We start from the raw sequence: 25,477 nt of genomic DNA, 5'->3' as shown, positions 1-25,477 counted from the left end.
ACGGCAAATACTATAGAGCATCCATTGCCAACTGCGTTAAAAAGTGGCCCGCATTGAGCGAAGCGGAATGCGGGAATCACTCAGTATAACCTAGACCTTCCTCAGCGCTGATTGGCTTGAATTTCTGCTACTTCCAGAACAGGCTTCTTTTTGAAAAGAAAGAGTATCATTCCCACACCAATCGTTACGACACTGTAGAACAGCTCCATGGGGTTATGGAGGCTTGCTAAACCAATCATGCAGCTTGCCGCTATCATGAAGAGGATGGGTGGAAACCATTGCCAGAGTGATTTGGTTTGTTTCCTTTTTAATATTTTCAAGCTAGCGCCCACCGTCAGCAACATGGAAAACGATAGAGTCATGCCGATATAGGAAAGCAACGATTGGAGTGAGGTGCTCCAAATGATAATAAGAACAATCAATGCTTGTAAGCTTGATGCGAAAAATAATTGTTGTGCATTGCTTCCCCTGCCAGCAGGCATCACCCCATCTTGACTCATGGCAACATACACACTGGGACCGACAATAAACATGGAATAAATCGCTGAAAACAGGGTGAAGATAATCACAAGACGTATTATCAATGCTAGTGAATCGCCGCCGATGTATTGAGCGACTCTGGCAGCAATATCGACCTGCCCTGAAATAAAAACTTGGGGCGGAATGTAAAGAAAAATGGCATTAACTATTAAATAGAGTAACAAAATAACGAGCGTGCCCCAACGCATGGCTTTGGGAACATTTTTTTCGGGGTGTTTAGCCATTCCCGATACATAAATCGCCGCATTAAATCCGGTGTAACTATAAAAAACCCACAAAACAACGGTTGCAAACGATTGTGGGGATATCGACGATGGCAGAAATGAGGGCGCTGCGGGAAGGTGAATAAAGCGCAGCGAAAGAAGAATAAACAGTCCCAATAATCCTAACTGGCAAACCACAAACAGATTTTGAATCATTGACCCTGTGTGCAGTTGAATGCGTCTAAAGATCAAACAAAGCCCAATTGCGATTGATGCGATGACAGGCACTGAAGGGATGCTTGATATGCCTTTGACATACGCAGCCAACGTCAATGCAGAATAGGCCGATGCACCTGAAAATCCAACGAATAAGGACACGATGCCTGCTATATAGCCCGCAACGGGGTGGATAAAGCGGCTTAAAAAAATATATTCGCCACCCGAGGCAGTCACTTCTTTTGCCAAAATGCCATAACTGATTGCCCCGCACAAGGCAATGAGACCAGCAATTAGCCAGGCGGTTAGGATAACGGTTGGTGAAGGGATCTGACTAAGCGCTATGCCAGAGGTCGTAAACAGTCCAGCGCCAAGCATATTAGCGATGACAAGAAACGTTAATGATCGAAGACTAAATAAGGGCATTTGGATTAAAAATTACCAACATGGTTGCATATTGACACATTATTCGATTATTTTAAAGCATTTTTACTAGAAACTAGGCTATTGAAATAACTGGGTATAAAATTTGAACACAATGCCCCTTTCCATCTGACAGATTATTTCCTTAGCTAAGGATATCAGATATACTACCTGTCCGAATAGAGCTGAAGATTAGTTAATAGGAGATTTTTATGCGGAAATTAGTGCTTGGGTTGTTTCTCTCGTTCGCTGCTGCTTCGATGGTGTTTGCAAATAGCATTGATGTTGGTCAGGTAAATTCACAAATTAAAAAAGTGTTGTCCCCTTTTCAAAACCAAAACACGATTGTAAATTTAACATTTACTGATATTAATTTGACCGATGAACGTGTCGAAAAAGTTGCTGTCAATGCCCAGTATTTTAAAAAAGCTGCCAATAATCACTTTAATCTTAAGCTAGATAACATTGAATATGATTACAATGATGGGGTGGCTCCTAAAACAGTTATGGCCGGGTCACTTGGGATTGATTTAACCAAAATGTTGAGCCAGGAAGACATCAATGAATTGATTCCTCAATTGGTTGAGTATGTCGATAATATGTTTGAAACGACCACCGATCAGGAGTATGGGGACGCTTTGAATTTCAGTGGCGCGGTGACGTCAACGTCAAAAGACTCCCAAGGCAATTATCAGGGCTTGACAGCATTATTTGCTGCTACCGTGGATTTCAGCAAGTTACCAGAAGAAACGCCCCTTGAAGACGTGTTTTTTAAAAGCTTTGCGCTATCAGTTTCTTTGAATGTTCATGAAGGCTTAAGCTTTCAAGGTTATGTCATAAGCAACCCAGATTATAAATCGTTTAAAGAAGATGAAGAAGGTCTAACTGAGTTCTTGAAAAAATTAGCAGCAAATGACCCCGATGAAATGAGAACGATTTTTCAAACGTTTATGATGGTGGATACGGTAGTCAGTTCCATGTTGGAGGGTAACAATTTAGGGAAATTCATCCCCAAGTTGAAAGTGAGTCATCAGCCTTCCAAGAGTTCACCAGTAAACACCCCTAAAAAATAACCTCGATTCAACAACCCCTCTTCCGCCCGTTGGGCACCTTCTCCCCATGCCTGGGGAGAAGGAATAATGATGGAAGCTATTTAGTAACTATCATTTCGCACTAGAAAAACACCACTTATTTATTCAACCATTTTGGTTATCAAACAATATAGAAATAAGCCATGGACGTCACCCTGCGTGTGTTATTACAGTAAATAAAGTGTCTATCCCTCAGGGTTAAACTGACAATCATATGACTTAACATTGATCTATATAGATTAGCTTTATTCAATTAGTTGAGGTATTATCAAAGTTTAGTCTCTTGATAGAAAAGGAATGATGTTAAGAGTATTTAAGCATTTATATGTCCAAGTTTTGATTGGAATTCTCTTGGGTGTCGCTCTAGGCTGCATAACCCCCGATCTGGCCACCCACGTAAAACCGCTCGCCGATATTTTTATTAAACTGATTAAAATGATGATAACGCCTATCATTTTTTTAACCCTTGTTTCGGGCATTGCCGCGATGGCAAACTTGAAAACAGTAGGGCAAATAGGTGGTGCAGCCATTATCTATTTTTTAATTACCACAAGCATTGCCTTGGCAATTGGCTTATTCGTTGCCAATCTTTTTGAACCGGGCAGAGGCTTAAATATTGACCCTTCTTCGTTGAATCTTTCGGATGCCAAATCCTATATTGGCAATGCTGAACATAGCGATAATGTTCAAGACTTTGTCTTAAACATTATTCCAACCACATTTTTTAGTGCGTTTATTCACGGCGATATACTGCAAGTTCTCTTTGTCAGTATTACGTTTGCCCTTGGGTTGATGGCCTATGGTCAACAAGGACGAAAAATCACCGAAGGCATCGAACATTTAGCCAAAATATTTTTTAAAATCATCCATGGCATTATGCATTATGCCCCTGTCGCAGCCTTTGCTGCCATGGCGTTTACAGTCGGCAAATATGGGGCGAGTTCCTTACTGGATTTAGTGGTTTTACTATTATGCTTTTACCTTACCTGCTTAGTCTTTATCTTTGTCATCTTAGGCGGACTTCTTTATTTTTATTGCGATGTGAGTATCTTCAAAGTATTGAAGTATATTAAAACAGAAATCGTCATTGTGTTTGCTACCTCTTCTTCTGAGACGGTTCTCCCCAACTTACTGGAAAAATTAAACGATTTAGGCTGTGACAAAACAGTGGTCGATTTAGTTATCCCCACGGGATATTCATTTAACTTAGATGGCACGGCAATCTATTTAACCCTAGCGGCCCTATTTATCGCCCAAGCAACCCACTCTGATCTCACCTATTCCCAACAACTTTTTTTACTCATCGTCATGATTATCAGCTCCAAAGGAGCAGCAGGGGTGACTGGTAGTGGTTTTATCGTGTTGGCCAGCTCCCTTGCTGCCATTGGTACGGTGCCTGTCGCTGGGGTGGTTATTATTTTAGGCATTGACCGCTTCATGTCCGAAGGACGTTCGCTCACCAACATGATTGGCAATACCATAGCCACCATTGTTATTTCGAAATGGCAAAATAAGTTGGATCGTGAAAAATTAGCTCAAATATTAAATGCCGTTCCTTTAGGCCGCCTTTAACGTGTCTGTTGCTACTTTTTAGGATAAAATAAGCGATGAGGCGACGATCAACGCCAGGACAGTATTGTTAATACCGCTACCTAATGCACTCCAAATGCTTCCATTCCATTGAGCAATTCGAACCGCTGGATTGGTAAACGTCCCCCCTGCGAATAGCAAGGTGTTTTGTGCAACAGCTAAGGCATATACAGCATTATTGCCAATCCCCGCTCCCAAAGCGCTGTAGCTTGCACCATCCCATGCTACGACCCTGTCACCATTTGGGTTATCTAAATTTGTAAAATTTCCTGCCAGAATCAAATTTCCACCCATAGCAGTAAGAGCTCTGACGGAATTATTAGGTGCGACTACAGACAGTGGTGTGAAATTTGCGCCATTCCATTGTATTATCCGGTCTCCTAAAGCGCCGTATTGGTTGGTAAAATTTCCACCGACATACAAATTGGAATTGAGCTCAAATAAAGCAAATACATTGCCATTACTAATTCCAGAGGCTATGGCATTAAAATTAAGGCCATCCCATTGTATTATCCGGTCTCCTAAAGCGCCATATTGGTTGGTAAAATTTCCACCGACATACAAATTGGAGTTAAGCGCAAGTAAAGCAAATACATTGTTGTTGCTAATTCCAGAGGATAGGGCATTAAAGTTAACGCCATCCCAAGCCGCAATACGAATTTCAGGTGACGTAAAATCACCCCCTAATATTAATTCATCGTTAAAAACGGTTAATGCTCGAACGTTACCATTGTTAATCCCCGTAGATAACGGGTTAAACGCTAGGCCATCCCACCGGACTATTCGATCGCCATTTATGCCACCGGCATTGGTAAAATTACCCCCAATAAACAAATCAAATTGATAAATTGCCAACGCATTAACACTGTTATTGGGTATTCCCGTGCTTAAGGCATGCCATGTAGTGCCGTCCCATCGGGCTATGCGGTTTGTATCAGCTACCCCTCCCGCATCGGTAAACTGCCCGCCAGCATATAAATCATTATTATAATTGACGGTAAAGGTATTGGTATTTAAGGTCGTTTGTGGATTGGTTTGCAAGGTGATAGTCACATCACCCGACATATTTCCTAGCGCTTGGGTTGCTACATCCAAGGAGCGAAACCATATTAAACAAGAGCCACCCGCAGATAGTGAGGTTATTGAATAGCACGATGGCTGTGAGGCTGTCGGTGGTGTGCAACTGGTGGATGGGCTACAGACTTCAATTAGGTTTTGTAGGCTATTGCTTTCTGTAACCTGAATCTGATTCAAGGTAACCGACGTGGTTCCTGAGTTAGTTAATGTTAACGCCCGAAGTTGCAGATGCTGATCACTTGCAATTGCATTCACACTCAAGGTAAGCGGAACTGCTATCACAGAAATTAAGGTGCGATTATTCACGTCTGGTACTGAGCAGACAATGCCATTATCGGTGCATACACGAGGGATTAAGCGAAAGCTTCGCATTATATCATTGACTGTAACACGCAATTGTAATGTGCAAGATTGATAGGGTTGTAATGTGGACGTACAGGTTGTTCCTGCGCCTACGACTGATACTTCAGAATGATTTTGATAATTGACATCATACACCATGTTTTTGGCTTGAATGCCGCTATTATTATACACTTGGTAGGTGATAATAGCGTTTGAGTTGACATTAATCTGCACAGCGCTGCTGTTTGTTGTGATGCTAAAAAAGGGTTTGGCAGCCACCATTGAAGAAAATAAGGCAGTTAATAATAGAAGGATTGTTTGTCTTATTTTAATCGAAGGGTGCTCATTCATGTTTGTTTATTATCTCCATTTTTTTGTTCAGCTTGGGGATTGTCGCCAGAATTTTATAAGACACGTTTAATCCACAAATAATGATAATATCAGCGAATTGACATAAAGATGCCTAAATTGCATACGATGCTGAGTCAACTGAATGGGCGAAACCCCTAACTCAGCATTGCCTAAATAGACAAAACGATATTCCAAAGCCCCTTCTGCATAACGACTTAATTGACGTTTCACCCCAGCGCCAATCCCAGATGATACGTTGATTGTATGATGATTTTTAAACGGTCTTAGCATGGGGGCGGGGGAGAGATTATTATAAGGCGGGAATTCTTTGTAACGGATTAAGGCATTTCGAGCAGCGCCAGCTGCCACTGATAAGAAGGGTTGAAAGCGTTGAGCTTGAAAGTAATAACGTAACTCGGCTAATAAAGCAATGGAGGAGGCTTTCAAGGAAAAATTTAAGGTATCAAAATCAGGTGCCACATTATAGGCGGGATGAACACGGCCTTTAAACGTTCCTAAATCATAATAGTAACCAGAAACCCCGAGATCGAAGGGATGATTGTTAATGCTATGAATATGACGACCCACACCAAAGCCTGCCATCATAAAACCATTTGTAGCTCGGTGGAGGCGATAACGATTTGAAATGGTATCACTTAGGAACACATCGGCTGTTTTATTGATATTAACCAGGCCGCCACCGACAGCCGCAAGAACAAAAATGCGCCCGCGCTCTGATGGGATTGATTCACCTAAACTGCCTGCAACCGCCGTATTGAAAAAAAGGCTAAGCCAATAAAGTATGGCCAGAGCGAATAAGTTATTTTTAATAAGTCGTTTTAGCATTGATTACTAAAAAAAGTTCTGTATAGAATAGGATAGATTTATGTGTAACATAAATTTGAGTCTTTGTCATATGACTTCTCTTGGTTATAAGCTTTGGATGTTAACTAAGGGATGTTGCCAACTAGGTTATAAGGAAATTCCATGTATAAAAAAATCGCGTTATTGTTTGCTTCGATACTTTTGACTTTTCAGGTATTAGCTTCTGAACAAAAAATAATTTCAACACACAGCATGCTAAGCCAAGTGGTGAATTGGACGTCAACAACTTCAGCTAATGTCATAACCCTATCAGCTATTGGAACAACGCTCCTTATCCATTTAAACGTCGATGCAGCGAGTCCTAATAGTATTGATTTCACATGTGATGGAAATCCATCAGTGGCTATTGCCGCGGGCTCTGGAATCGTATGCTTTGTGGATGATGGTTCAAGCGCATCTTGGCAAAGTACGAATGCTGCGGGCAGTGCAAATGGTACGTATGAAATTATTTCAATTACCTGAGATAGTAGCAATCGACATCACAAACGATAGATAATTATCCGATCACGTGGATATCTTGATTATCGGTAGAGACCCACACCATCTTTCTGCCATGGGGCTTAATGGCATATTTGGTTGGGAAGAAATTACCCACCGTGATGGTGACTGGGTGATTGGTATCGTTATAGGCAAAAAAATAGCCGCCGGAACTGACTTCACTGTGTTGATTGTGGCGAACATTGTTAGTTAAAGGGGTTGCGATACATTCGGTGAGAATAGGAGGGGTATTGCTATCGGATTTTAGCGTCAGCTGATTGTAATGTTGACTATCTTCTTTTTGAACTTCAATATCAAAGCTTATCAAATTATTCCCTGCTTGCAGTTGGCCGTGGTTATTGGCTAACGGTTTTTGGTTAAGTTGGACATTTCGGTACTGGCTTTCTGGAAGCAAGCGCGGGCTTATCAGAAAATCAACCGAAGTCTCTAGGCTATTAAAAAAGCTGCAGCTAACGTTATAGGCTGTATAGGGTTGTAAACCATTGAGCGAAACAATATGTTCAGCTTGATTTGTTTGGCTGATTTTATTCCAAGGAAGGCTGATTTCTTGTGAAGCATACGTATTAGAAAACAAAGCAGATAATGCAACTATCATGGCAATGTAATGTTTCATAGGGAGTCCTTCAATGGATGACTTGTTGGCTAATACTAACACAATAAAATTTAATTTTCATCATCAATTTAGCAATTTTGGTCAAATATAGTCAAGTTTGATTAGTTAACATTAGTAACGTGAATGATATGAGGAAATTGTGAGAACAAAGTATGAATTATGAGCGACACGTCAATGCAGTGATTGAGTATATTGGAAAGCATCTGGATGAGAAGCTGACTTTACAACAATTAAGTCGCATCGATTATTCACGGCTTCCTCCGCTTTATGCGGAGGATCCATAGACATCAAACTATCGTTACTATTAAAAACACCTCAGTTTCTGGACCCTCCGCATAAAGCGGAGGGCGACGTTCATGGGTTATTACTAGGGTTTTATAACCAAAATGATTTCATAAATTAATCCTGGTTTCTAGTGCGGAATAACAGCCATTAGCCTTCAAAATACTAATATTAACGCGATGCTCCTCTTTTCACGTAATATTACTAACCTATCCCTTTTCCCGCTCATAAGTCATTTATCGGTGCCAGGTGAACACATCATCGGGGAAAATGAAAAACTCCAGGAGGGTTATGAAGATAATGCTTCCTAAAACTAAAGGCCAAAAAACCGTTTTGGGCAGTAAATTATGATGCAAAACAGTATGAACTTTTTTGCGTGTGGTAATCACATAGGCATCATAAGACACTAGCATAATGATAGCGTAGGTGATCAGATAGAAATACTCCATAAACAAAAAGGGTTGATCTAAATAACTATTGCGCAAATTGTTGTTCATTAAAATAACGGAAAATATAGTCCCACCCAGAGCGGTGAACAGTTGAGTTGTGGATAATCCTACCCTTTCAGCGAATTGTTTATCATTGGAAATAATCATGGTAATAGCAAACAAAATACACCAAATGACAAGGATAGGGAGTAAATGAATTAAGAATGCATTGATCAACTTCCGCTTAATGATAATGTTAAAATATAACTCCAACGAATATTGTTCCATTAATCGTTTGGGCTCCCCAAAGGTGGTATCGTAATGCATAATAGGCATATCAAAATATGTTTCTCGAATAGAAAACCCTTGCTTAACAATATCGCTTTCTAACCCAAAAACCATTCCCGGTTCGGTGGTCAGGTAAGATTGCAAATCAGGGACTAGAATAATGGAATGGGTAAAATCAGCTGGCCACATACGAACCCAAATGGATTGGATGTCAAAAGGATAGGAAGAGTAGTCAAAGTTTTGTAACAAAGACACCCCAAAAAAATGCCAGCCAACCAGTGTGTAGGAGCCAAAATCATAGCGATAGGCTTCAGTCATATTGGCTAATGAATTGGCTTCCGGGAAAACCACGCCTGGGGTAATTCCACGGCCTAATAACTTTTTATCGATTTTTTGCCAAACATAACCACTGACTTGTACGGTATTTGACTTCGTAAACTCAAACGATTGAATAAAAATGCCGGTGGGTATCGCCATATACTCTTTTGCGATATCTGCTGGGAGATAGTTTTTTTTAAAATTGGCAAGTTTTTGCTTTAGCTGGGAGGATGAGCTAACTTGATTGACTGAACCGGCGTACCGATTGTTAACAAATGACCACAATATAAAAATGATGAATAAAAAGAAGACAGTCACCCCATTTGAAATGGTCCAAACGCTTGTGAGTTGTTGTTTTATCCATTGACCTATCGTCATCTTATTTCTATTAGGTGACCTTACATTAACTATAGCATTCCTTTTGGCGAGAAACGGTTAGTCGGGTTCTTAGTGGCTATTGGAGAAATCGCTGATGTTAGCTTGGATATATTGGACTGCTTCAGAAACAGAATGAACGGCGGTATCGATAATGAGGTGGGGCGTTTTCCATAATTCATAATCGCGATTGACAACCTCTTTCCATGTGGGTGGGGTCAGTCCCTTAACACTGATTTCCCTCGTCTCGATGCGATGTTTGTGTAACTCACTATCTGAACAGATGATTTCCACTTCAATAAAAGGCTTATTTTGATCATTGGCGACTTTTCGCCAGTCTGAACGCGTTAACTCAATGGGATTGACCGAGTCTGCTATCACCGTGTGTCCCAACTGCAAATTATCCGAAGCAAGCGCATAGGCGACAAGATACCCATCGGGGCCCATATCGTTATTTTTAATGGCTTCCTCATCCCAGGTATTTCGGATGGCTTGTTCAATGGTATCGATACGAAGATAGACAGCATCTAGTTGCCTTGAAAGCGCTTGAGCGATGGTGCTTTTCCCGGTGCCGGGGAGGCCGCCTAAAATGATTAACATATGAATGAGTCCTATGTATCCTACTGCAAATTTTAACGTTAAGCGGTGGCTTCATCGAATTTGGGGTGCTTTACTGATTTGTCCGCTTTTTTCATAACCTCCTCATTGGCAACCACCGTGTGGCCATCCTTAAAGATGATTGTGTCGTGAAGGATCCGGTTAATAATCTCACCTTCAAGCCGTTCTTTGTCGGTCATCCGAGTGTGATAACTAATCGTCATTTTGAAATATTCCGGCTTATCTAAATAAAATCCAATGATAACCTCAGGTTTCTGATAAACATAATGACTAATTAATTGCATATCTTTTTTTGCTTTGTTGACTTTGGGTAATTTACGCAAATAAGAGTCCATGATGTCATCTACGATCGTTTCTACTTCTGATTTAATCTGAGTGATATCCTGATTAATCGGGATGAGACATTGAATATATTGCTCAATGATATGTTGTTCAATGGAAAATCGCTTGATGACATTATTAATGACTAACCCATTTGGCACTTTAATAATCTTCCCAGTGCATCGGTTTGGATGTTGGCCATTGGAGTCAAGTAATTTAAAATATAAGACCCCCAAATCGTATACAATACCACTGTGGCCTGCGATTTCGATATAATCCCCTTCGGAAAAAAGTCCTCGCCAGGAGATAATGCCCCAACCAACGATATTCATAATCGATTCTTTATTACTGACCACAAGACCCGCTGACACAAGGCTGATGCCATAAAAAATATGAGTAAACCCTTGCACCCAAATCTTGGCGCAAAATATAACAAAAGCCAGGCATGATAAATAAACCACCCGTTTTTTTAGCTTTTGCCGGCTGGTTGAAACTTTGATCGCATAGACTAGCGTTAAATAGATCAGCGATGACAGAATCGTGATCGAAGGGATCAACGTCAGGGTTTGATAAAAGCTTCGATATAAGTCATTTTCAAATAGGTTGGCTATCATAGTTGGCTTATCAATAGTCTTAATAATGTTCATTATACCTAAAGAATGAATTTCCTTGCAATTTGTTTCCCCGTTTATCCGAGACGATGGCAGTATTCCGTCCCAGTTGAAATATAAATAATCTTACGGTACCATTTCGCCTTAATATTTTCCATGGTGAGCATAATATGCCAAATTTTAACGATGAGTTTAAAAAAAGAATCCAGACAACACGCCAAATGTTTATAAAAGATGTTGTTAATTGGTTGAATAATCAGACTGAGATCGACAAAACAACGATACCCACATTGCTGGAAGCCTTAAAACAAACTCAACCGGATGAAATACTGGCGAAGGTAGCTGACTTTCCATTAACGAGACACGATTGGGCTAGTTTGAAAGTTGGTAAGACCTACTTCACTCACTCCTACGAGTGCCAAGCCACGGCTAAACCGTATTGGCGTAAAGTTTGTGATATTTTAAACATCGTTGACCGATTGCTGCTGATAGAAAACCTATTAGTTAAACCGTCATCTTGTGACCTCAATTTGGAAACGCATCAGTTAGTTATTCGCTGTGCTCTCAATGCTGCCAGCGAACTCAACTTGCCGGGGCATAGCGGCGATTTCGGCGAGCATTATCAAGGACGTTATCAAAAACTGACTAACGATCTGACTATGGCAAATACCTTTAATAGTAATATTATCCAAACTTGGCAAGACGACCATACAACGAACGGCCAGGATTTTGAATTTATTTTGGATGACTTGATTAGCAAAAGACTGCCCGATTGCTATAACCGAGAAAAGCATGAGGGTTATACGGCCTATATTTGGTTTTCTGCTTGGCAAACCCTATGGGAGAATCTTTGCAAGAATTTATTCGATCAATCTTTGTATCGTGGCTCAGTTAGCGGAAGAGAACAAGTGATCAAACAGCTTAAATCCGCCTATATCTCGAATCAAATGTCTCCTGTCAATGAAGCGATTAAAGAACATAACCATTATGCTCAGCAAGCAAGAAATGCCTTAAGCTTATTTGACAAAGGACTTAAGGCAAAATATTCCCGCTTTGATAGTGATAACCAATTAATCGCCCATCGTTCTTATCGGAGTCCCTTGCAACTATTTTCAAGCGTGAAATTCTATTCGCTATTTACCCAACCATCTCAACCGCATGTTTTAAGCACGCATCCCCTACTTCAGATATTGTCAGCGAATAATCAATCGCGTGCTTTAACCTATGAGTCACAACAAGGAGGTGAAGGTCAACCAGCACCTAATCAGTCATATCAACAATGATGGATGGGTGAGCTTGCGCCTGCGGACTCATAAGGCGCGATGCGTGTTAATCGAATAGGCGATAGCCTTATTGCTTACGCTGAGGTTTTGGTTTATCAATTGCCTCAAATTCATCTTGTATGGCTTTTAATTGCTTCGCACCGTCTGTTTCCGGGGTTGCGAAGAAGGTTTTTACAAAACCATGTTGACTTCTTGCTTGAACAACCACAGCAGGTATCACCGTGATTAAGGCAATCACACCCAAGATGGCACGCAAAACAAGGCTCACTTTAAACCAAGTGCCTGGATGTGTTTGTAACGCTTTTATCCGCTCTTTGTCATTGTAATTGAACGCATCCACGCATGCTTTTTGAAATTGTGAAATTTTATTTGCATCGATTAAGCCATCTTTTCTGATTAAAGCATCCACGGCTGTTGATAGATCCTTATGTAGCGAAAGGGCTGCGTTTGCCGCTTCCTCTTGCTTATCGGGTGATTTTTTCAGTTGCTCTCCTAAATCTTTGAGTGCTTCTAAATGTTTCAGCAATTCATGGTGGTTTAGATAGGCTTGTACATGAATTTTAAGTTTATTGGCATTACTGACATTCATTTTTTCCAGTTGCGATAGAATGTTGTCATCACAAGCAGGGTGCAAGGCAATTTGCGTATACAAATCCTCGGAAAGGATGATATTGGTATCGGCAGATAAAACTAATAGGCTTTTTAACTCGCTGCTTGTTTGAGCTATTCCACACATTTTATCCAAGAGCATCGATTCACATTGTAACCGCGTTGCTTTTACTATTAATGGCTTGGCAAGCAACTCTGAATATGCATTGTTTTCGAAGCATTTTAACAGTTGTTGTTCGTCTTCCGCGCTATCTATTAAGGTTGCAAGCACCTGCGTGTTGCATAATGGATGGTTATGAATCAACTCCCGTTGGCCTTTGTTCAAGGAAAAATCATCTAATAATCGTTTCATATGAGTGGAAGATAAAAACGGGCTTTTCAACAATAAATCAATGGCCTTGGTATTATCCCCTTGCTTGTCTAATCGATCAATGATCAAGTCGATATGTTGACTATTTTTGACCTCCCCAATCATAAAACTAAGCGTTTCTGCTTTGGTATGGGGGTGTTTAATAATATAGCTCAAACACGTATCACTTAAGTTGGGGTAGTGGGCGATGCGATCCAATAATTCTCCTTTGGCTTCTCTCGATAAGGCTACGGTTTCCAAGGCCGTCATAAATTCATCTGGATGTGCCCCTTTTAAAACAGGAATGATATAGCCATCGATGTCATCGCGGCTAAATAATCGCAAAAGCAGCTTCTCATTTGTTGGGTGACTGATTAACAAATTTGCAATCACTGAATTGGTGAGATGAGGCAGGACAGCAATTGTTTCCAAGCAATTCTGAATGACATTGGGATTGGCAATTATCCTACTAAGGTTTTCCTCGGTAAGGTGGGCGAATTGATTGGTATCCAAAAGGGCACTAATCGCAGTATCCAAGGCCTGGATTTCTTTAGACGGATTATCCGAAGGGATATTTCTAATGATCGTATTAATGTCTTGCGCACTAATACCTTGATGCTTGATTAAATCGGCCATCAATGCTTCCGGTAACCCCCTAAGGCCACTTAATGTGTGGATATGCGATGGATCTAAGGTCGCGTCTTGTAATAAATGCTGAGTGGCTTTGATAAAAATTGTTTTTCTTTGCCTTGAGCGAACAAACAACATTTCAGTAAGCGTTTGAAAATCCTTACTTGCCATGAGGGTTTTCAATATTTTATCAAATTCATGATCAGCATATTGATGGCTTAATACATCTACATAGGAATTGAAGTTAAACTTGGGATGCTCACAAAGCAAGCCTACTGCGTCTGGCCCAATTTTGTCCTTCTTTGCAAGGGATTCGATATGGTTGGCATCCAATCGGTCGTACCATTTTTTAATGAGGGTATTGATCATCGTTGCATCGGTTATTATGGGGATTAACATTCCCAACTCAAGCGCATCAGCCTGTTTTTGCATAATTAATTTCTCAAAAAGCATTTGTGAAAATGAGGCTTGCGACAAAATGAGATTTAAGACATTCGTGCTTAAATTGGGTTTATCCAACAAAATTGATAATGTCTGATAGGAGAATTGGTTTTTACCTAGAACAGTTAGGCGCACTTTGTCATCGGCTGCATCCAATAATAGCGCATCAAGCAATGCCGGGTCCGTCGCCTTTTTGGCAATCTCAAGGACAACATCTGCGTTTTTGGTTCGTTCTAAAATGGTTTTAAGTTGGGGTTGCTGAATATTCTCTTGAGCAGCAAGATATTTATAGCTAGCTTCTGTTAGCTCAGGTTTTTTTATAGCTAATATTTTATCAATCCATAGATGGTTTAGTTGCTTAGTTTGGCATAGAGCCTCTAAGACTTCGGCATCCATTTTGGGATGTTCTAGAATTCTGGCATGCCAAATTGGATAAATTTTTCTGGAGCGCCAAAGATCAATTAGACACTGTTTCGAGGTAGCATGGAAAGCATCTAAGATAATAAGCGTTTCAAAGAAACGATTATTATCTTTTCGGCAATTTAGGAGAAATACCGCCAAGGTTTCACTATCTAGGGTTTTCAAATCATAGATAGGTTTAAATAGATACGGCTCATAGTCAGCTTTTATCGGCATCTGTTGAAACACATTCTTCAATAACTTAAAGGACACCGGCTCATGCCTAGTTAATAACTCATGTAACATTAACTCGGGCAAAGTTGTCTTTGGCGTATCTTTCGCAATGGCGGCTTGCATGATTGCCCATTCGACTTCGGGCGATTTAGAAATAGGGTTTGTCACAACATTATCTAACACACCATAGTTTAAAATGGAGACGTTTTTCATATCCACTAGGTTCAAAAGCTGTTCTTGTGTTTTGCAATAAGTCGCTAAATTTTTTAGGACGAAATCTGTTCGTGCGGGATGTTCCAACAAATCTGGAATAAATCGCTCATCATCCCAATTGATTCTACTGATTTGTTCTAACAAAGCACCATCGGAGGGCTTAATCAAATCCAGTTTAGAGCGAACCGCATCATACGGAATCCGATAAAAACCCGGGTAGTCATTTAGGTAGAATTTGAAGATTTTATCATCGGTATTTTGCTTAAAGATCTCTCCATGAACTTTGTCTGAAACCTTGTTATCAATCAGGTAGCGATAAAAACGGGTCTGCTGTTCGGGCGGGAACGCTTTTGCAATGGTGCCAACCGCAAGGATGCCTATTTCGTCATTCATTTGGGTAAGTTTCAAGAGCTCTTTTTCAATGCGCTCATCGGGTTGGGTGGTGATAGCCTGCATGATCGTTTCAAGATTAGCCTTCACCCAGCCCTGGTTTGGCTGTTGTAGTAATGCAAACGCTAAGCTTGGGTTATTTTCACTTAGTTGCACCAGGGATTGGTATTGCTTCTCATCGATAAATTTGCTCTTGGCTAGTAACAAGGGGAGTGTCATTTCGGGGTCAGGGCTTACCCAGGGCAAAGTCTTTTCTTTGGAACTATAAAAGTTGGTGATGTGCCAATCTGTATTAATTTCAATATATTCACGAGGTATTTCAGGGAATGCCTCGAGAGCTTCGGTAATTTCGGGTTTCCCTCCGCTAGCAAAAGCGGCTAATAACGGATTGAATTGTTGGTAATTAATCGTCGCTTGGCTATCTTCAAATGCTTCATTGTCCAAGGCGATAATCAGTTTTTTAAGATTTTCAAGACTCTTACTCTTACGTAGACTGTCTTCGTATTGGGCTAAATACCCTAAAGCGGTGGTGGATAGATGATATTTGTCAGCGAGCGTGACCGCTGTTGTTCGGTTATGCCACCATGCTCCAGTTATCTCATAAAAGGCATCTGCCACTGCTTTTAAATCTTTGATGTCTGATTCTTCCGCGGTGGGATAATGCTTTTGCCAATCAAAATGACGCAGGTCACGTTGTGGGTTTTGAGCAACAAATTGCAACATTTTAAATTGAACTTGCACGCCCATTCGTAACTGTTGGATATGCGTTGCTTGCGCTTCACGTCCTGGGGCTAGATAGTTTTCAAAAAAATCCAATTTCTGTTTTGAATCGTCAGTCAACCAGGTTAAGGGGGCGTCTCGCTCAAGTAATTGACCCAGATCACCATTGAAAAATCGCACCTGTTCGATGATTTTTTGATACTGCCCATTTTGTTTGATGTCTTTAGGCATGTTGCCTGCTAAAACATGGTGGTTTGGCGTTGAAATCCAAGAATGATAACCAACGCCCTGCTTGAGACGTTTTTTGGCGTCGGCAAGCTCCATCGGGGATAAGAGGGTACACGTAATTTTTTCACCTTCTTGTACAAAATATAAGGCATGAACTGGCATCATAAACATGCCCAGGTAGTTTTTTTGGTAATTGTATATTTTGTAAAAATTCTTGGATGCAACGATGTCATCGCTAAAATCTGGCAAATAATCGGGTTTGGCACTTTGGCAGATTTGTTTTAAAGTCAAAAATTCTAAAGAGTCATTTCCATAATGCCAAGGCGTATAGTTCGTAGGTATGCTAGATGGATCATATTGTTCGGTTAAACGCTCTTCTTCTTTTTCTACTTCAGTGAAAAGCTCAACTTCCATGGCTTCGGTTTTACTGGGGCTTAACTGTTTCTCGTCACACACCCCTTTTTTGCAAGCTTTGTCAATAATGATTGCCATATTGCTAGAAAGCGTTGATTTTTCTTCAATAGTCATTTTCACATTGGACTTTTGTAGCAGTTCTTCCCAACTCTTCATCAGTTGCTTTTGATGATTTTCTAATAAAAGACGCGTATCTTCCAGTTTGGCAATCCCGCCGAATCTGTCAAAGAGCCGTTCACTTTGTTGTTCGATGAAATGGTGTTGATACAGCTTAAAAAGTGCTGCTTTCATTTCAGGCCCTTCGTTGCATGCAAGAATTCGTTTGAGAAAATCCTGGCGTATCAAATTATTCATTTTATAATGGGTGGACAAATAATTATCGAGCCGCAATTGCGCTTCTTCTTGTTTCTTCATGCCTTCGCACAAGTCAAGCAGACTTTGACCTTTTGCCATTTCGTTGGGAATGTAGACATCCACGGATTGTTGGCCATCGAGGACATCTCGGTTACGCAACACACCCTGCAAGAAGGGGGATATGCCGGTATCCTGATCACATAAGACAATGCCTTTGGCACGATCGCTTTGGCGAATATCGGTTCCCAAAGTGTGCGCTTGGTCATAATAGCTAAACCGTTCTTCAGGCGAGCACCCCAAGCGTTGGGCAATGACCTCTGGGTTAGACGAACCAATGGTAATAATATTGGATAATTTATCGGGTTTATCCACGGGAAGTGCCGATAACTGGTCTTTTTCATCAAAGAAAAGAACAAATTTTACTGCTTTGGGATGATTAAATTGTTCGGGGTGTTGATGGATATAAGTCGCAATTTGTCTTGCCACCTGTTCATTGGAAATCCCCTTAAACGCGGCTGAGATGTCAATGATATCGCGAAGCTCACCTTGCGCTTTATCTTTATATAAAGCAAACAAATTGGGTATCAATTTGTCAGGATTTGAAAAATCAATACCAATAACAGGGGTGTCTTTTTTATGTAAACTTTGAATAATGTATTCGTCCGTTCCAAAGGCGAGCTCTCGCTTATAGTTTAGCCGTTGGTGGTAAGTACTGGCATTCCAAGGGGTTCCGGAAAAGGCTTGTACGGTATTCATCATATCGACATGGCCTAACGCATTGGAACTCAACACTTTGGTGTTCATGCGGATGTTTTTGAGCACATTATTTTTTAGCACTTCAAAAATCAACTGCTCATTATGAGCCATCGAGTCGTGTAGCTGACGCATTTGCTTCGGGTTTTCAATATCCAGCTCAGACAGCAACATGTCTTTGGTCATCACTTTATACAAATTACCAGGCGCTGTATCGTTAATGGAATCTTTATTGTTTTCTTTGGCTTCCGCCTTTGCCTGCTGCAATATAAATTGAAGGTATTGCTTTAATAAGTTCTCGGTTACCCCATTTATCATCATGGATTGAATAGTATAGTTAATTGATTCAATCTCATTACCAAAGTTGCTTTGCTCATTGGGGCTATTATTGGCTCGATAGGGAATGGCTACGGCTTTTTGATCCACTGTTTTAAGTGGGTTTCGGGACGGCCCGTAGTGCTCATTGGAATTACGACTTAAAGTGAATGGCAGTAAATGGTTTGCTTCTTCTTTATACAGCGCAATTAAATCTTGCAGGTCTTCCGGATAGTCTTTGATAAAACCGGGAATGGAATCGCTTTTATCAAACAAGTAGTTAGTAAACTCGGGAATATCGCTTTCTTTTAACGTTTTGCCGCTTTGTCGAATGCCGGCCAACAGCGGACTTTTGGGATGTTCTAACAAGGCGCTCACCAGGGCTTGGCATGCTTGCTGGTATTGTTCTTTTGTTTTTATTGGCTTGTAAGATTGTAGAAGGCTTGCCATGGTGAGTTTTTGATTCTCTAATCCACCAACTCCATCTAACGGGACCTCTTTAAAAAACTGATACAACTCGACAATGTTATCGCGGACAAATTTGGGCAGGGCTTTGGAGGCACCGATGGTATAATTTAAACGATTTTTTAATAATAACCCTTGATGAACTTCATCTATGAGACAATCCCCTCGATTTTTAACCATCAAGACCAGATTTTCTGCCCAGAAGACTTGCTCTTTCCATTCTTGAAATTCGGCAATTTTCGATTCGTCGGGGGGAGAGGCCAATAACTCGAGGTATTTTAATTCCAACGACTGCATGGATTCGCCGGTGGTGACGATATAGTTTTTATTGACCATAACGTCACTGAATTGTCTAAACAGAGCTTTTAATGCTTTAGAGGAACTGTCCGTGTCTCGGCTGAATTCAAAGAGCACAGCAGATTGGCCATACAAGTCAGCAGACATCGCTTTTAAATCGACATAATTGGTGCGTAATAAGGCCCGGGGCACTTCAATAATGACTAAGTTATCCCCATTGGCCTTATGGAAGGCCACATTGGGGGATAACACTTTCGATTTGCCACCGCCCATGACAATTTTTTCCACCACTTCTTGGTAATGGCCATTTGCATCTCGGTCGAGTAATTCTCGAATCCCATCTTGTTGGTGTGGTCTTAGTAAAATATTTTCATGGAACTGAAAGACACTTAACGCCGGATCATTGAATATCGACATCAAATTGGGAGCAAAGAGCTGTTGACCAAGTTTAAAAAGGGCAGCGTCTGTCAGTGTCTCAAAGGGTTGCTTTTGCAACTTTGTTGTTTCACCATGAATACGGTTTAGCTGTTGTAACAATAACCCTCGCTGTATAAATTCAGCAATTTGCCCGTGTAATTGATCAATATTTTCATCTTTTAAGCCAGTCACTTCCTTATAACGAACCCTGTCGGCTTTGAAGTATAAGGCTAATAATTGATTGATATTGATGGGTTTTCGTTTTTCTGCAGCAATATCAATATCCCAACGAAGCTTATGCTCTTTTTCTTCGGGGCCTTGGTTGGCAAGCTTGAGTAACAGGCTTTCTGTTGTCGTTTGGTCCTTTGCTAAAGCGTCTATTCGTTGGTTGGTTTTTTGGTGAATTTGTTCAAGTACTTCGGGGCGATTAAATAGTCTGCGAGCAATTTCTCGCATGCCAGTAAGTGCTGTCAGTCGATTTTCTCCCGCATCTGAATCCGCTAGCTTGCGAATTGATTCAGTCAGCAGAACTTTCTTCCTACCTGTATAGAACTGATGCTCTAAGGTTTGCCAAGTTTTCCGTTCGGATAAAATTGAGGGCAAGTCTTTGTCGCCAAAGAGGGCCAGTTTTTTCACCACATCGCGCTGTTGTAATGACACGGTGGGGGGAATGACGGGTTGCTGATTGGGTATACTTTGCAAGACGGCATCGGTACTGGCTAACAATCCTTTTGTCGAGTCTTTCAGTTGAAGGATATCGATCGGGGCTGGGTTTAAATTGCGAACCCAGGTGCTAAATTTAGCAGCTGTGTCAAAGTTATGATGTAAGTTGGTGGAATAGGAATACTGCTTTTTCTCACATATGACACGGTATAATGCATTGCAAAGGTAAGGGATGTGTCCGGGTTGTTTATCCACGCTGACATGCCGGTTTGCCCGCAAAACGGCTTTACAATAATTCTCTAATGCATTGCGTTCTGGCAAATCATTGCTCATGGCAATGGCAAGATATACCGCAAAATTTTTGGAAAATTCAGCATCGGACATGTCGGGTGCTAACGCTTCAATTACTGAGCCATATTGGTTTTCTAACGGCTTAAGATTTCTGCCATAGGCGTCTGGGGTGAATACTTTGATAAATGAGTCATATGCAATGCTACAATTAGAAAGCTCCATATGATAGCCAATGTCTAAATCAATCGGAGCGGATTCTAGTTCGGATTGTCTTTTATGCACGCCTTCATGTTTTTTTAAGAAAGCCGTGATCATTTTTTTTCGATTTATTTCAAAATCAGACAGTTTAATCTTACCTAGTTCTTTTTGTTGAATATGATTAAGTTCCCGCGTTAAATTCATAAAATTTAATCGAACCCAGTCATATCCTAATGCGCCTATCGCTTTGGGCTCATCATTGTTTGTGCTACCTAATCGGTCATGGTAAAAGTTTAACAAGCTTCTTGATTCCGATTCAGATAGGAGGTACTCAACTGGCATGTCCCGTCGCATCAACTGATAGCGTTGGTATTGTTGGTAGATAGTTTGGTTAATGCCACTATCATAGAAACGTTGATCAGCTTGGATTGTTTTAGTGCGAACATAGGCATCGGGGGTCGCGGGGTTGGTCTCGGTTTCAGGGAAATTAATTTTTTGCCCACGTTTACTAAATTCAGTGAGTAAACTCATCGCTTTTAGCTGGCAGGCAACGACCGGTGGCGTGGAGATGGTCGCTTTTTTTGTGGCTTGGTTTTTTTCCACTTGATAGGGTAGCGATTGACATATCCAGCGAATGTATTGCACTTCTTCGGGGCGCCCTTCTAAGCCACCAAGGCGTTTATCGCAGGCCTCAAGCATTGCTAAGGCTTTTTCTTCTTGATGACTGGCTAAGTAGACATAACACAGGTAGAGGGCTTGGGCTGGTGTTTCTGGATAGGGTTCTCCGTTTTGCATTTTTAAAACCATCGCCTGGCGGCTTTGGCTGTGTTGCCAAACTTCGGGTTTTTCAAAGCGTTGATCGCTTTCTTCGGGTTTTCTTTTGACGATATCTGTAGCAACCGTGTTGCCTGTGTCAGCACTAAATTTAAAGTATTCACTAACAGGGTCACGTTCAGTCGTTGCCAAATATTGCACGATGGGTAAGACACATAAGGTACGATCAGCAAAATGAAGTCCTGCTATCCCGTCCAATTCGAGGGACTGCTCCTCATCGAGTGCATAGTCTTTGCCGTCCCATTGCAAAAATAATGTATCTTGGCCACTTGGCTTGGTTAATGTTAAATCATAGCGGGGGAGTTGAATGCTCAGGTTTTTCTTGTCGTCCTCGGATACAAGCAGATAGTCGCTTGACTCAATACCGGATAACAACGATTCCACCGGAGGGTGTGAAAGGAAGAGGGTATTTCCTTTTGTATCTTGAATCTGCCATTGGCTTTTATAAGCGGAAGGCAAGGTGGATTCCTTAGCACGATAGAGCACTTCATTGTTCGCGCCAGTTATCAATAATGAATCTCTTTGAGGGGCTGCCCACATGAAGTTGAGCCTTTCACTTAATACAGGCGGAAGGGTTTGGTTTAAAACATTTGAATAGTTGAGATTTAAATACTCGCGTTGTGCCGTGCTGGAAGCCATGAGTTGATGCCATACCCTTTGTCCTTTTGATACCTCAAATTGTTGTTCAACGATATAGCTGGGGTCTTTCACAGTAAACCGTAATTTTACTGGCGGCTTGTCGATGATAAATTGCTCTTTATCTGCGGTTTGCCAACATTGGCGAGCGTCTTCTAATCCTAAATGGCGAATAATGGGATGATTTAAGATATTGGACGGCGTATAAGTAAATGCCATGTTATCGCGAAGGACCAACCCTTGTTGGATATCAATGATAAATTTATGCCCTTGTTTATCGAAAAAATAGATATTGGGGGAAATAAATTGAGATGAGGATTGTCGCTGATCTTCACCTGGTATTATCTTTAATGATTCCAACTCCGCTAAAATGTCTTTCCAAGGGAGCAAATCCGGGTTTTTTTTGAGCGAATGCATGAACGATTTTTTCGCACGTTCAACGCGATACGCCGCATCCGCGTCCTTGCACTCCGGTGGTAAGGGGTTTTGATTCATCACGAAATAGGACTGTATTAATTCTTTAGTCTCCTTGGCATTGAGCGCCTTGCCAGATTGCAGCTGGGCATTTAACATTAAAAAGCGATAGTGATGGAGATGGGCAAGCTGTTCGGGTTGTTGCGGCTCATTTATCCACAAGTTGATATGATGTTTAAAGTTCTCATGGTGTTGTTTAAAGGCAACGGGGTCCATTTCATAGGCATATTGAATGATGGATTGATACATGCGTACGTAAAATATTGATTGTTGGCTTAACTCGCCTTTCTTTTCTGAAGCCTCAATGCCTTGCTCCATAAAGCGTTGCAGCAGTGGCCAAAAGTCTTCTTGATGGCCTTTTGTTAATAGTTCAACCAATAACCCCGGCTGAAAAATATTCGCCTCGCAGTAAACTTGCATATCATAGCGGCTAAGTTTTTCGGGGTGTTTTAAAAAATATTCGAGTGTCAGGATAATTTGGGCTTCGGGCTGATGGCGTAGGTGAAAGAGTTCTCGCTCTTCAATATCCTCGGGTCCAACCAATTTATCATTTAGATCACTGGTTTTGTCTGACCATTGTTTTAGCTGAACTTTAGAGGAAGAAGGGGGCCCTGAAATGGATGTTATCTTGTTGGCAGATGTGTGTTGGTTAGCATAGTATTCTAAGCAACGTTTAACGGGTCCCTCGGGCAATTGGTATAGGGTATCCATTAATGGATTGAGTATGAGAAATAAATTCCAGCCATCCAGTATGACAGAGTTCATTTCCAGGGTATCTTTATTTTTATCGTAAGAAAATGAAAAGTCTCTGTGACGAATTTCATAGGTGCCGTTGAACTGCCTTAATCCTGCCGCAAAAGCGTATTCGAGTATTTGTTGTTTGCGAAACGCATCCTGTATTGGCAGATATAAATTATCATTTTGAGCAACTTTGAGATAATAATATAGGGCTTCACAGTTTTTGGTTCTGACTTTACGAACCTCTGGCCCTGATTGCGATCCATACCTTGTTTCAAAGCCTTGTTTTAACTTGGTTTCCAGTTCAGGGAATTGATGAATGATTTTTGAGTAATGAGCGATCATGTCATTTTGCATACTTGACGGAAACATAGCGCCATAATCGAATGTTTCTGGGTATATCTCGCGAACTTTTTGCAAGCGTTTGTCGAGGTCGGGATGATGATTTGCCAGTTGGGCTACCAGCTTATTTTGCGTGGATAAACCTGTTGGAAGCCTATCAATAATATGGTGGAAATCCCCAGTCAATAGTGGGGCTCTAGCCGTGCGTGCCACATGCCCGAGCACTGCAAAGTTCGACGCTTTAATGGCCATCATCCGGGGTGGCATGACACCGTTTCCTAACACCGTTTTCCCTGTTTTAAAGTATTCTTCTTGCAAATCGGCCATAAGCTCATAAAAGCGCTGCGCTTTTTTTGGGTCTGTGCTAGTTGATTTATAAAAAGGAAGTAATGGGGAATGGCGCTCTTCTGGCAGCGGCAGTGACAGGAAAAATTGCTCCAGGATTTCAAAGGATGCTTCTGGTTGGCTTGATATATTGGAAAGGCGACGACAAGTGTCTAGAGCTTGCTCCATTTCGCTGATGAGTTGGTCGCCTCCTTTGGGTTTGGGATAGACATCGGCTAAGACGGGTCTAGATATGGCGCCTGATTGGGAGTGATCAGGCACTACTTGCACGTATAAATCGACATCGTAGAGACGTTTAGGCTGATTTGCAGGTACCGCTTTCGCTTTTTGCTGAAGGGGCACTCGTTCTTTTCGTAATATTGCCAAATATTCCCGCAGTTCTTGTTCACATTGATATCGGTACTTACCCGTAAAAAGTGCTTCCCCTTTTACCCCTTCCTTATCCACGTTTAATAAACGCAATTGATGGCGAATCGCTTTTTCCACTTGTCCTTGTTTTTGCGGGTTGCCAAGGTCACCAGACTTTCGCAGTTGTTCCATGTAATCTTTCAGTGCATGCGCTTTGAAGCGAAAAATAAATCGCCGATAATCATCCAACGAAGCAAATTGGGACTTTAGCATTTGATGAACCGAGCGCTGCGCACAGGTTCCTGATAACTGTCCCCCGGTATAGATATAATCTTTAACGCTTGTCGGGGGCTGCTCGATGGACGCATCTACAAAACTAAGTTTAGCAAAGGTTGTTTCATAGAGATCCTTTGCATCAAAATCATCATGTAAGTGGTGAAATTGCGCTTCAAGTAGGGATTGAAGAACAGGGATAAAACTTTTCTTATCACCGAGTTTCGCTTTTGGGATACGGTACTGCAGGGTTGGGCTATACATTTCTTTATCGGCAACCGAGCGTTTGGGATGATACTCTAAGCCTGCGCCAGAATTGTTAATGGTAAATATCAGATCCCCATTTTTATCTTTATGAAATTGATAAATAATGGCATGGCCACCTTCTTTATCTCGCCATCCTCCCGGAAAAAGTAGATAATCTTGTGGATTTTGCAGCCCCAACGCCAGTGCCTCATACCAAGTCGTCGCTAAGTCTTTGATGGCGGTTTTATTTTTTGCAATCGAGGGGTTATCTATCTGGGCAATGGCTTTTTCCATTTCAATCAGGGTATTACAATTTCCTAACAAGCGAAGCACATCATCGGATACCTTTTGCTTACTATCGATTAACGACTGGATATATTGATTTAGATAACCCACCGTGGTTATATGGCGTTGACCTTCAAGGCCATAGGCCCCTGTTAAAAAGGGATCATTATTGATGTGGGCAAATAGGTTTTCAGAAATTTCAATTTTTTCTTGGGTCATGATG

Annotated in this window: 13 protein-coding genes; 5 read left to right on the top strand and 8 right to left on the bottom strand. The window is 41.2% G+C overall.

Annotated features, from left to right (window positions below; genetic code table 11):
* Positions 1-101: 101 nt before the first annotated feature.
* Positions 102-1,385 carry an APC family permease gene (locus AB3348_RS09780; RefSeq protein WP_367607423.1) on the bottom strand — a complete coding sequence of 428 codons (1,284 nt, stop codon included), beginning with the start codon at positions 1,383-1,385 and terminating at the stop codon, positions 102-104.
* A 209-nt stretch (positions 1,386-1,594) separates the two neighbouring features.
* Between AB3348_RS09780 and AB3348_RS09775 the strand changes: the two genes are divergently transcribed.
* Together AB3348_RS09775 and dctA are read left to right on the top strand one after the other, a co-directional pair.
* On the top strand, positions 1,595-2,455 hold the full coding sequence (locus AB3348_RS09775; protein WP_367607422.1) for a hypothetical protein: 861 nt from the start codon (positions 1,595-1,597) through the stop codon (positions 2,453-2,455).
* A gap of 315 nt (positions 2,456-2,770) precedes the next feature.
* Positions 2,771-4,045 carry a C4-dicarboxylate transporter DctA gene (gene dctA, locus AB3348_RS09770; RefSeq protein ID WP_367607421.1) on the top strand — a complete coding sequence of 425 codons (1,275 nt, stop codon included), beginning with the start codon at positions 2,771-2,773 and terminating at the stop codon, positions 4,043-4,045.
* Between the two features lie 18 nt (positions 4,046-4,063).
* Here dctA and AB3348_RS09765 read toward each other — a convergent pair whose 3' ends face one another.
* Both AB3348_RS09765 and AB3348_RS09760 read right to left on the bottom strand, forming a co-directional pair.
* A complete protein-coding gene (locus AB3348_RS09765; protein ID WP_367607420.1) occupies positions 4,064-5,833 on the bottom strand; it encodes a hypothetical protein in 1,770 nt (589 codons plus the stop codon).
* A 66-nt stretch (positions 5,834-5,899) separates the two neighbouring features.
* Positions 5,900-6,679 (bottom strand): hypothetical protein, encoded by a 780-nt coding sequence (locus AB3348_RS09760; protein ID WP_367607419.1) that lies wholly within the window; start codon positions 6,677-6,679, stop codon positions 5,900-5,902.
* A gap of 141 nt (positions 6,680-6,820) precedes the next feature.
* On the opposite strand from AB3348_RS09760, the gene AB3348_RS09755 reads away from it, so the two are divergent.
* On the top strand, positions 6,821-7,180 hold the full coding sequence (locus tag AB3348_RS09755) for a hypothetical protein (protein ID WP_367607418.1): 360 nt from the start codon (positions 6,821-6,823) through the stop codon (positions 7,178-7,180).
* A gap of 34 nt (positions 7,181-7,214) precedes the next feature.
* On the opposite strand, the gene AB3348_RS09750 is transcribed toward AB3348_RS09755, so the two are convergent.
* Positions 7,215-7,829: a hypothetical protein gene (locus tag AB3348_RS09750; protein ID WP_367607417.1), complete on the bottom strand. Its 615-nt coding sequence runs from the start codon at positions 7,827-7,829 to the stop codon at positions 7,215-7,217.
* A 152-nt stretch (positions 7,830-7,981) separates the two neighbouring features.
* On the opposite strand from AB3348_RS09750, the gene AB3348_RS09745 reads away from it, so the two are divergent.
* Entirely contained in the window at positions 7,982-8,113 is a 132-nt protein-coding gene (locus tag AB3348_RS09745) for a hypothetical protein (RefSeq protein WP_367607416.1), read from the top strand.
* Positions 8,114-8,347: 234 nt separating this feature from the next.
* Here AB3348_RS09745 and AB3348_RS09740 read toward each other — a convergent pair whose 3' ends face one another.
* The 3 genes from AB3348_RS09740 to AB3348_RS09730 form a co-directional block, all read right to left on the bottom strand.
* Positions 8,348-9,523 (bottom strand): hypothetical protein, encoded by a 1,176-nt coding sequence (locus AB3348_RS09740; protein WP_367607415.1) that lies wholly within the window; start codon positions 9,521-9,523, stop codon positions 8,348-8,350.
* Between the two features lie 69 nt (positions 9,524-9,592).
* Positions 9,593-10,120 carry an AAA family ATPase gene (locus AB3348_RS09735; protein WP_367607414.1) on the bottom strand — a complete coding sequence of 176 codons (528 nt, stop codon included), beginning with the start codon at positions 10,118-10,120 and terminating at the stop codon, positions 9,593-9,595.
* 38 nt (positions 10,121-10,158) lie between these two features.
* Complete coding sequence (locus tag AB3348_RS09730) at positions 10,159-11,106, bottom strand: mechanosensitive ion channel domain-containing protein (protein ID WP_367607413.1); 948 nt, start codon at positions 11,104-11,106, stop codon at positions 10,159-10,161.
* Between the two features lie 134 nt (positions 11,107-11,240).
* Here AB3348_RS09730 and AB3348_RS09725 point away from each other — a divergent pair, with 134 nt between their 5' ends.
* A complete protein-coding gene (locus AB3348_RS09725) occupies positions 11,241-12,353 on the top strand; it encodes a hypothetical protein (RefSeq protein WP_367607412.1) in 1,113 nt (370 codons plus the stop codon).
* A gap of 67 nt (positions 12,354-12,420) precedes the next feature.
* Here the strand turns inward: AB3348_RS09725 and AB3348_RS09720 are convergent, their stop codons facing one another.
* Entirely contained in the window at positions 12,421-25,473 is a 13,053-nt protein-coding gene (locus tag AB3348_RS09720) for a DUF3638 domain-containing protein (RefSeq protein WP_367607411.1), read from the bottom strand.
* Positions 25,474-25,477 lie beyond the last annotated feature (4 nt).

Source organism: Legionella sp. W05-934-2, assembly GCF_964199965.1.
GTDB lineage: Bacteria > Pseudomonadota > Gammaproteobacteria > Legionellales > Legionellaceae > JAFIFT01.
The sequence above is the reverse complement of the archived record's forward strand: the minus strand, read 5'-3'. Positions and strand labels throughout refer to the sequence as shown.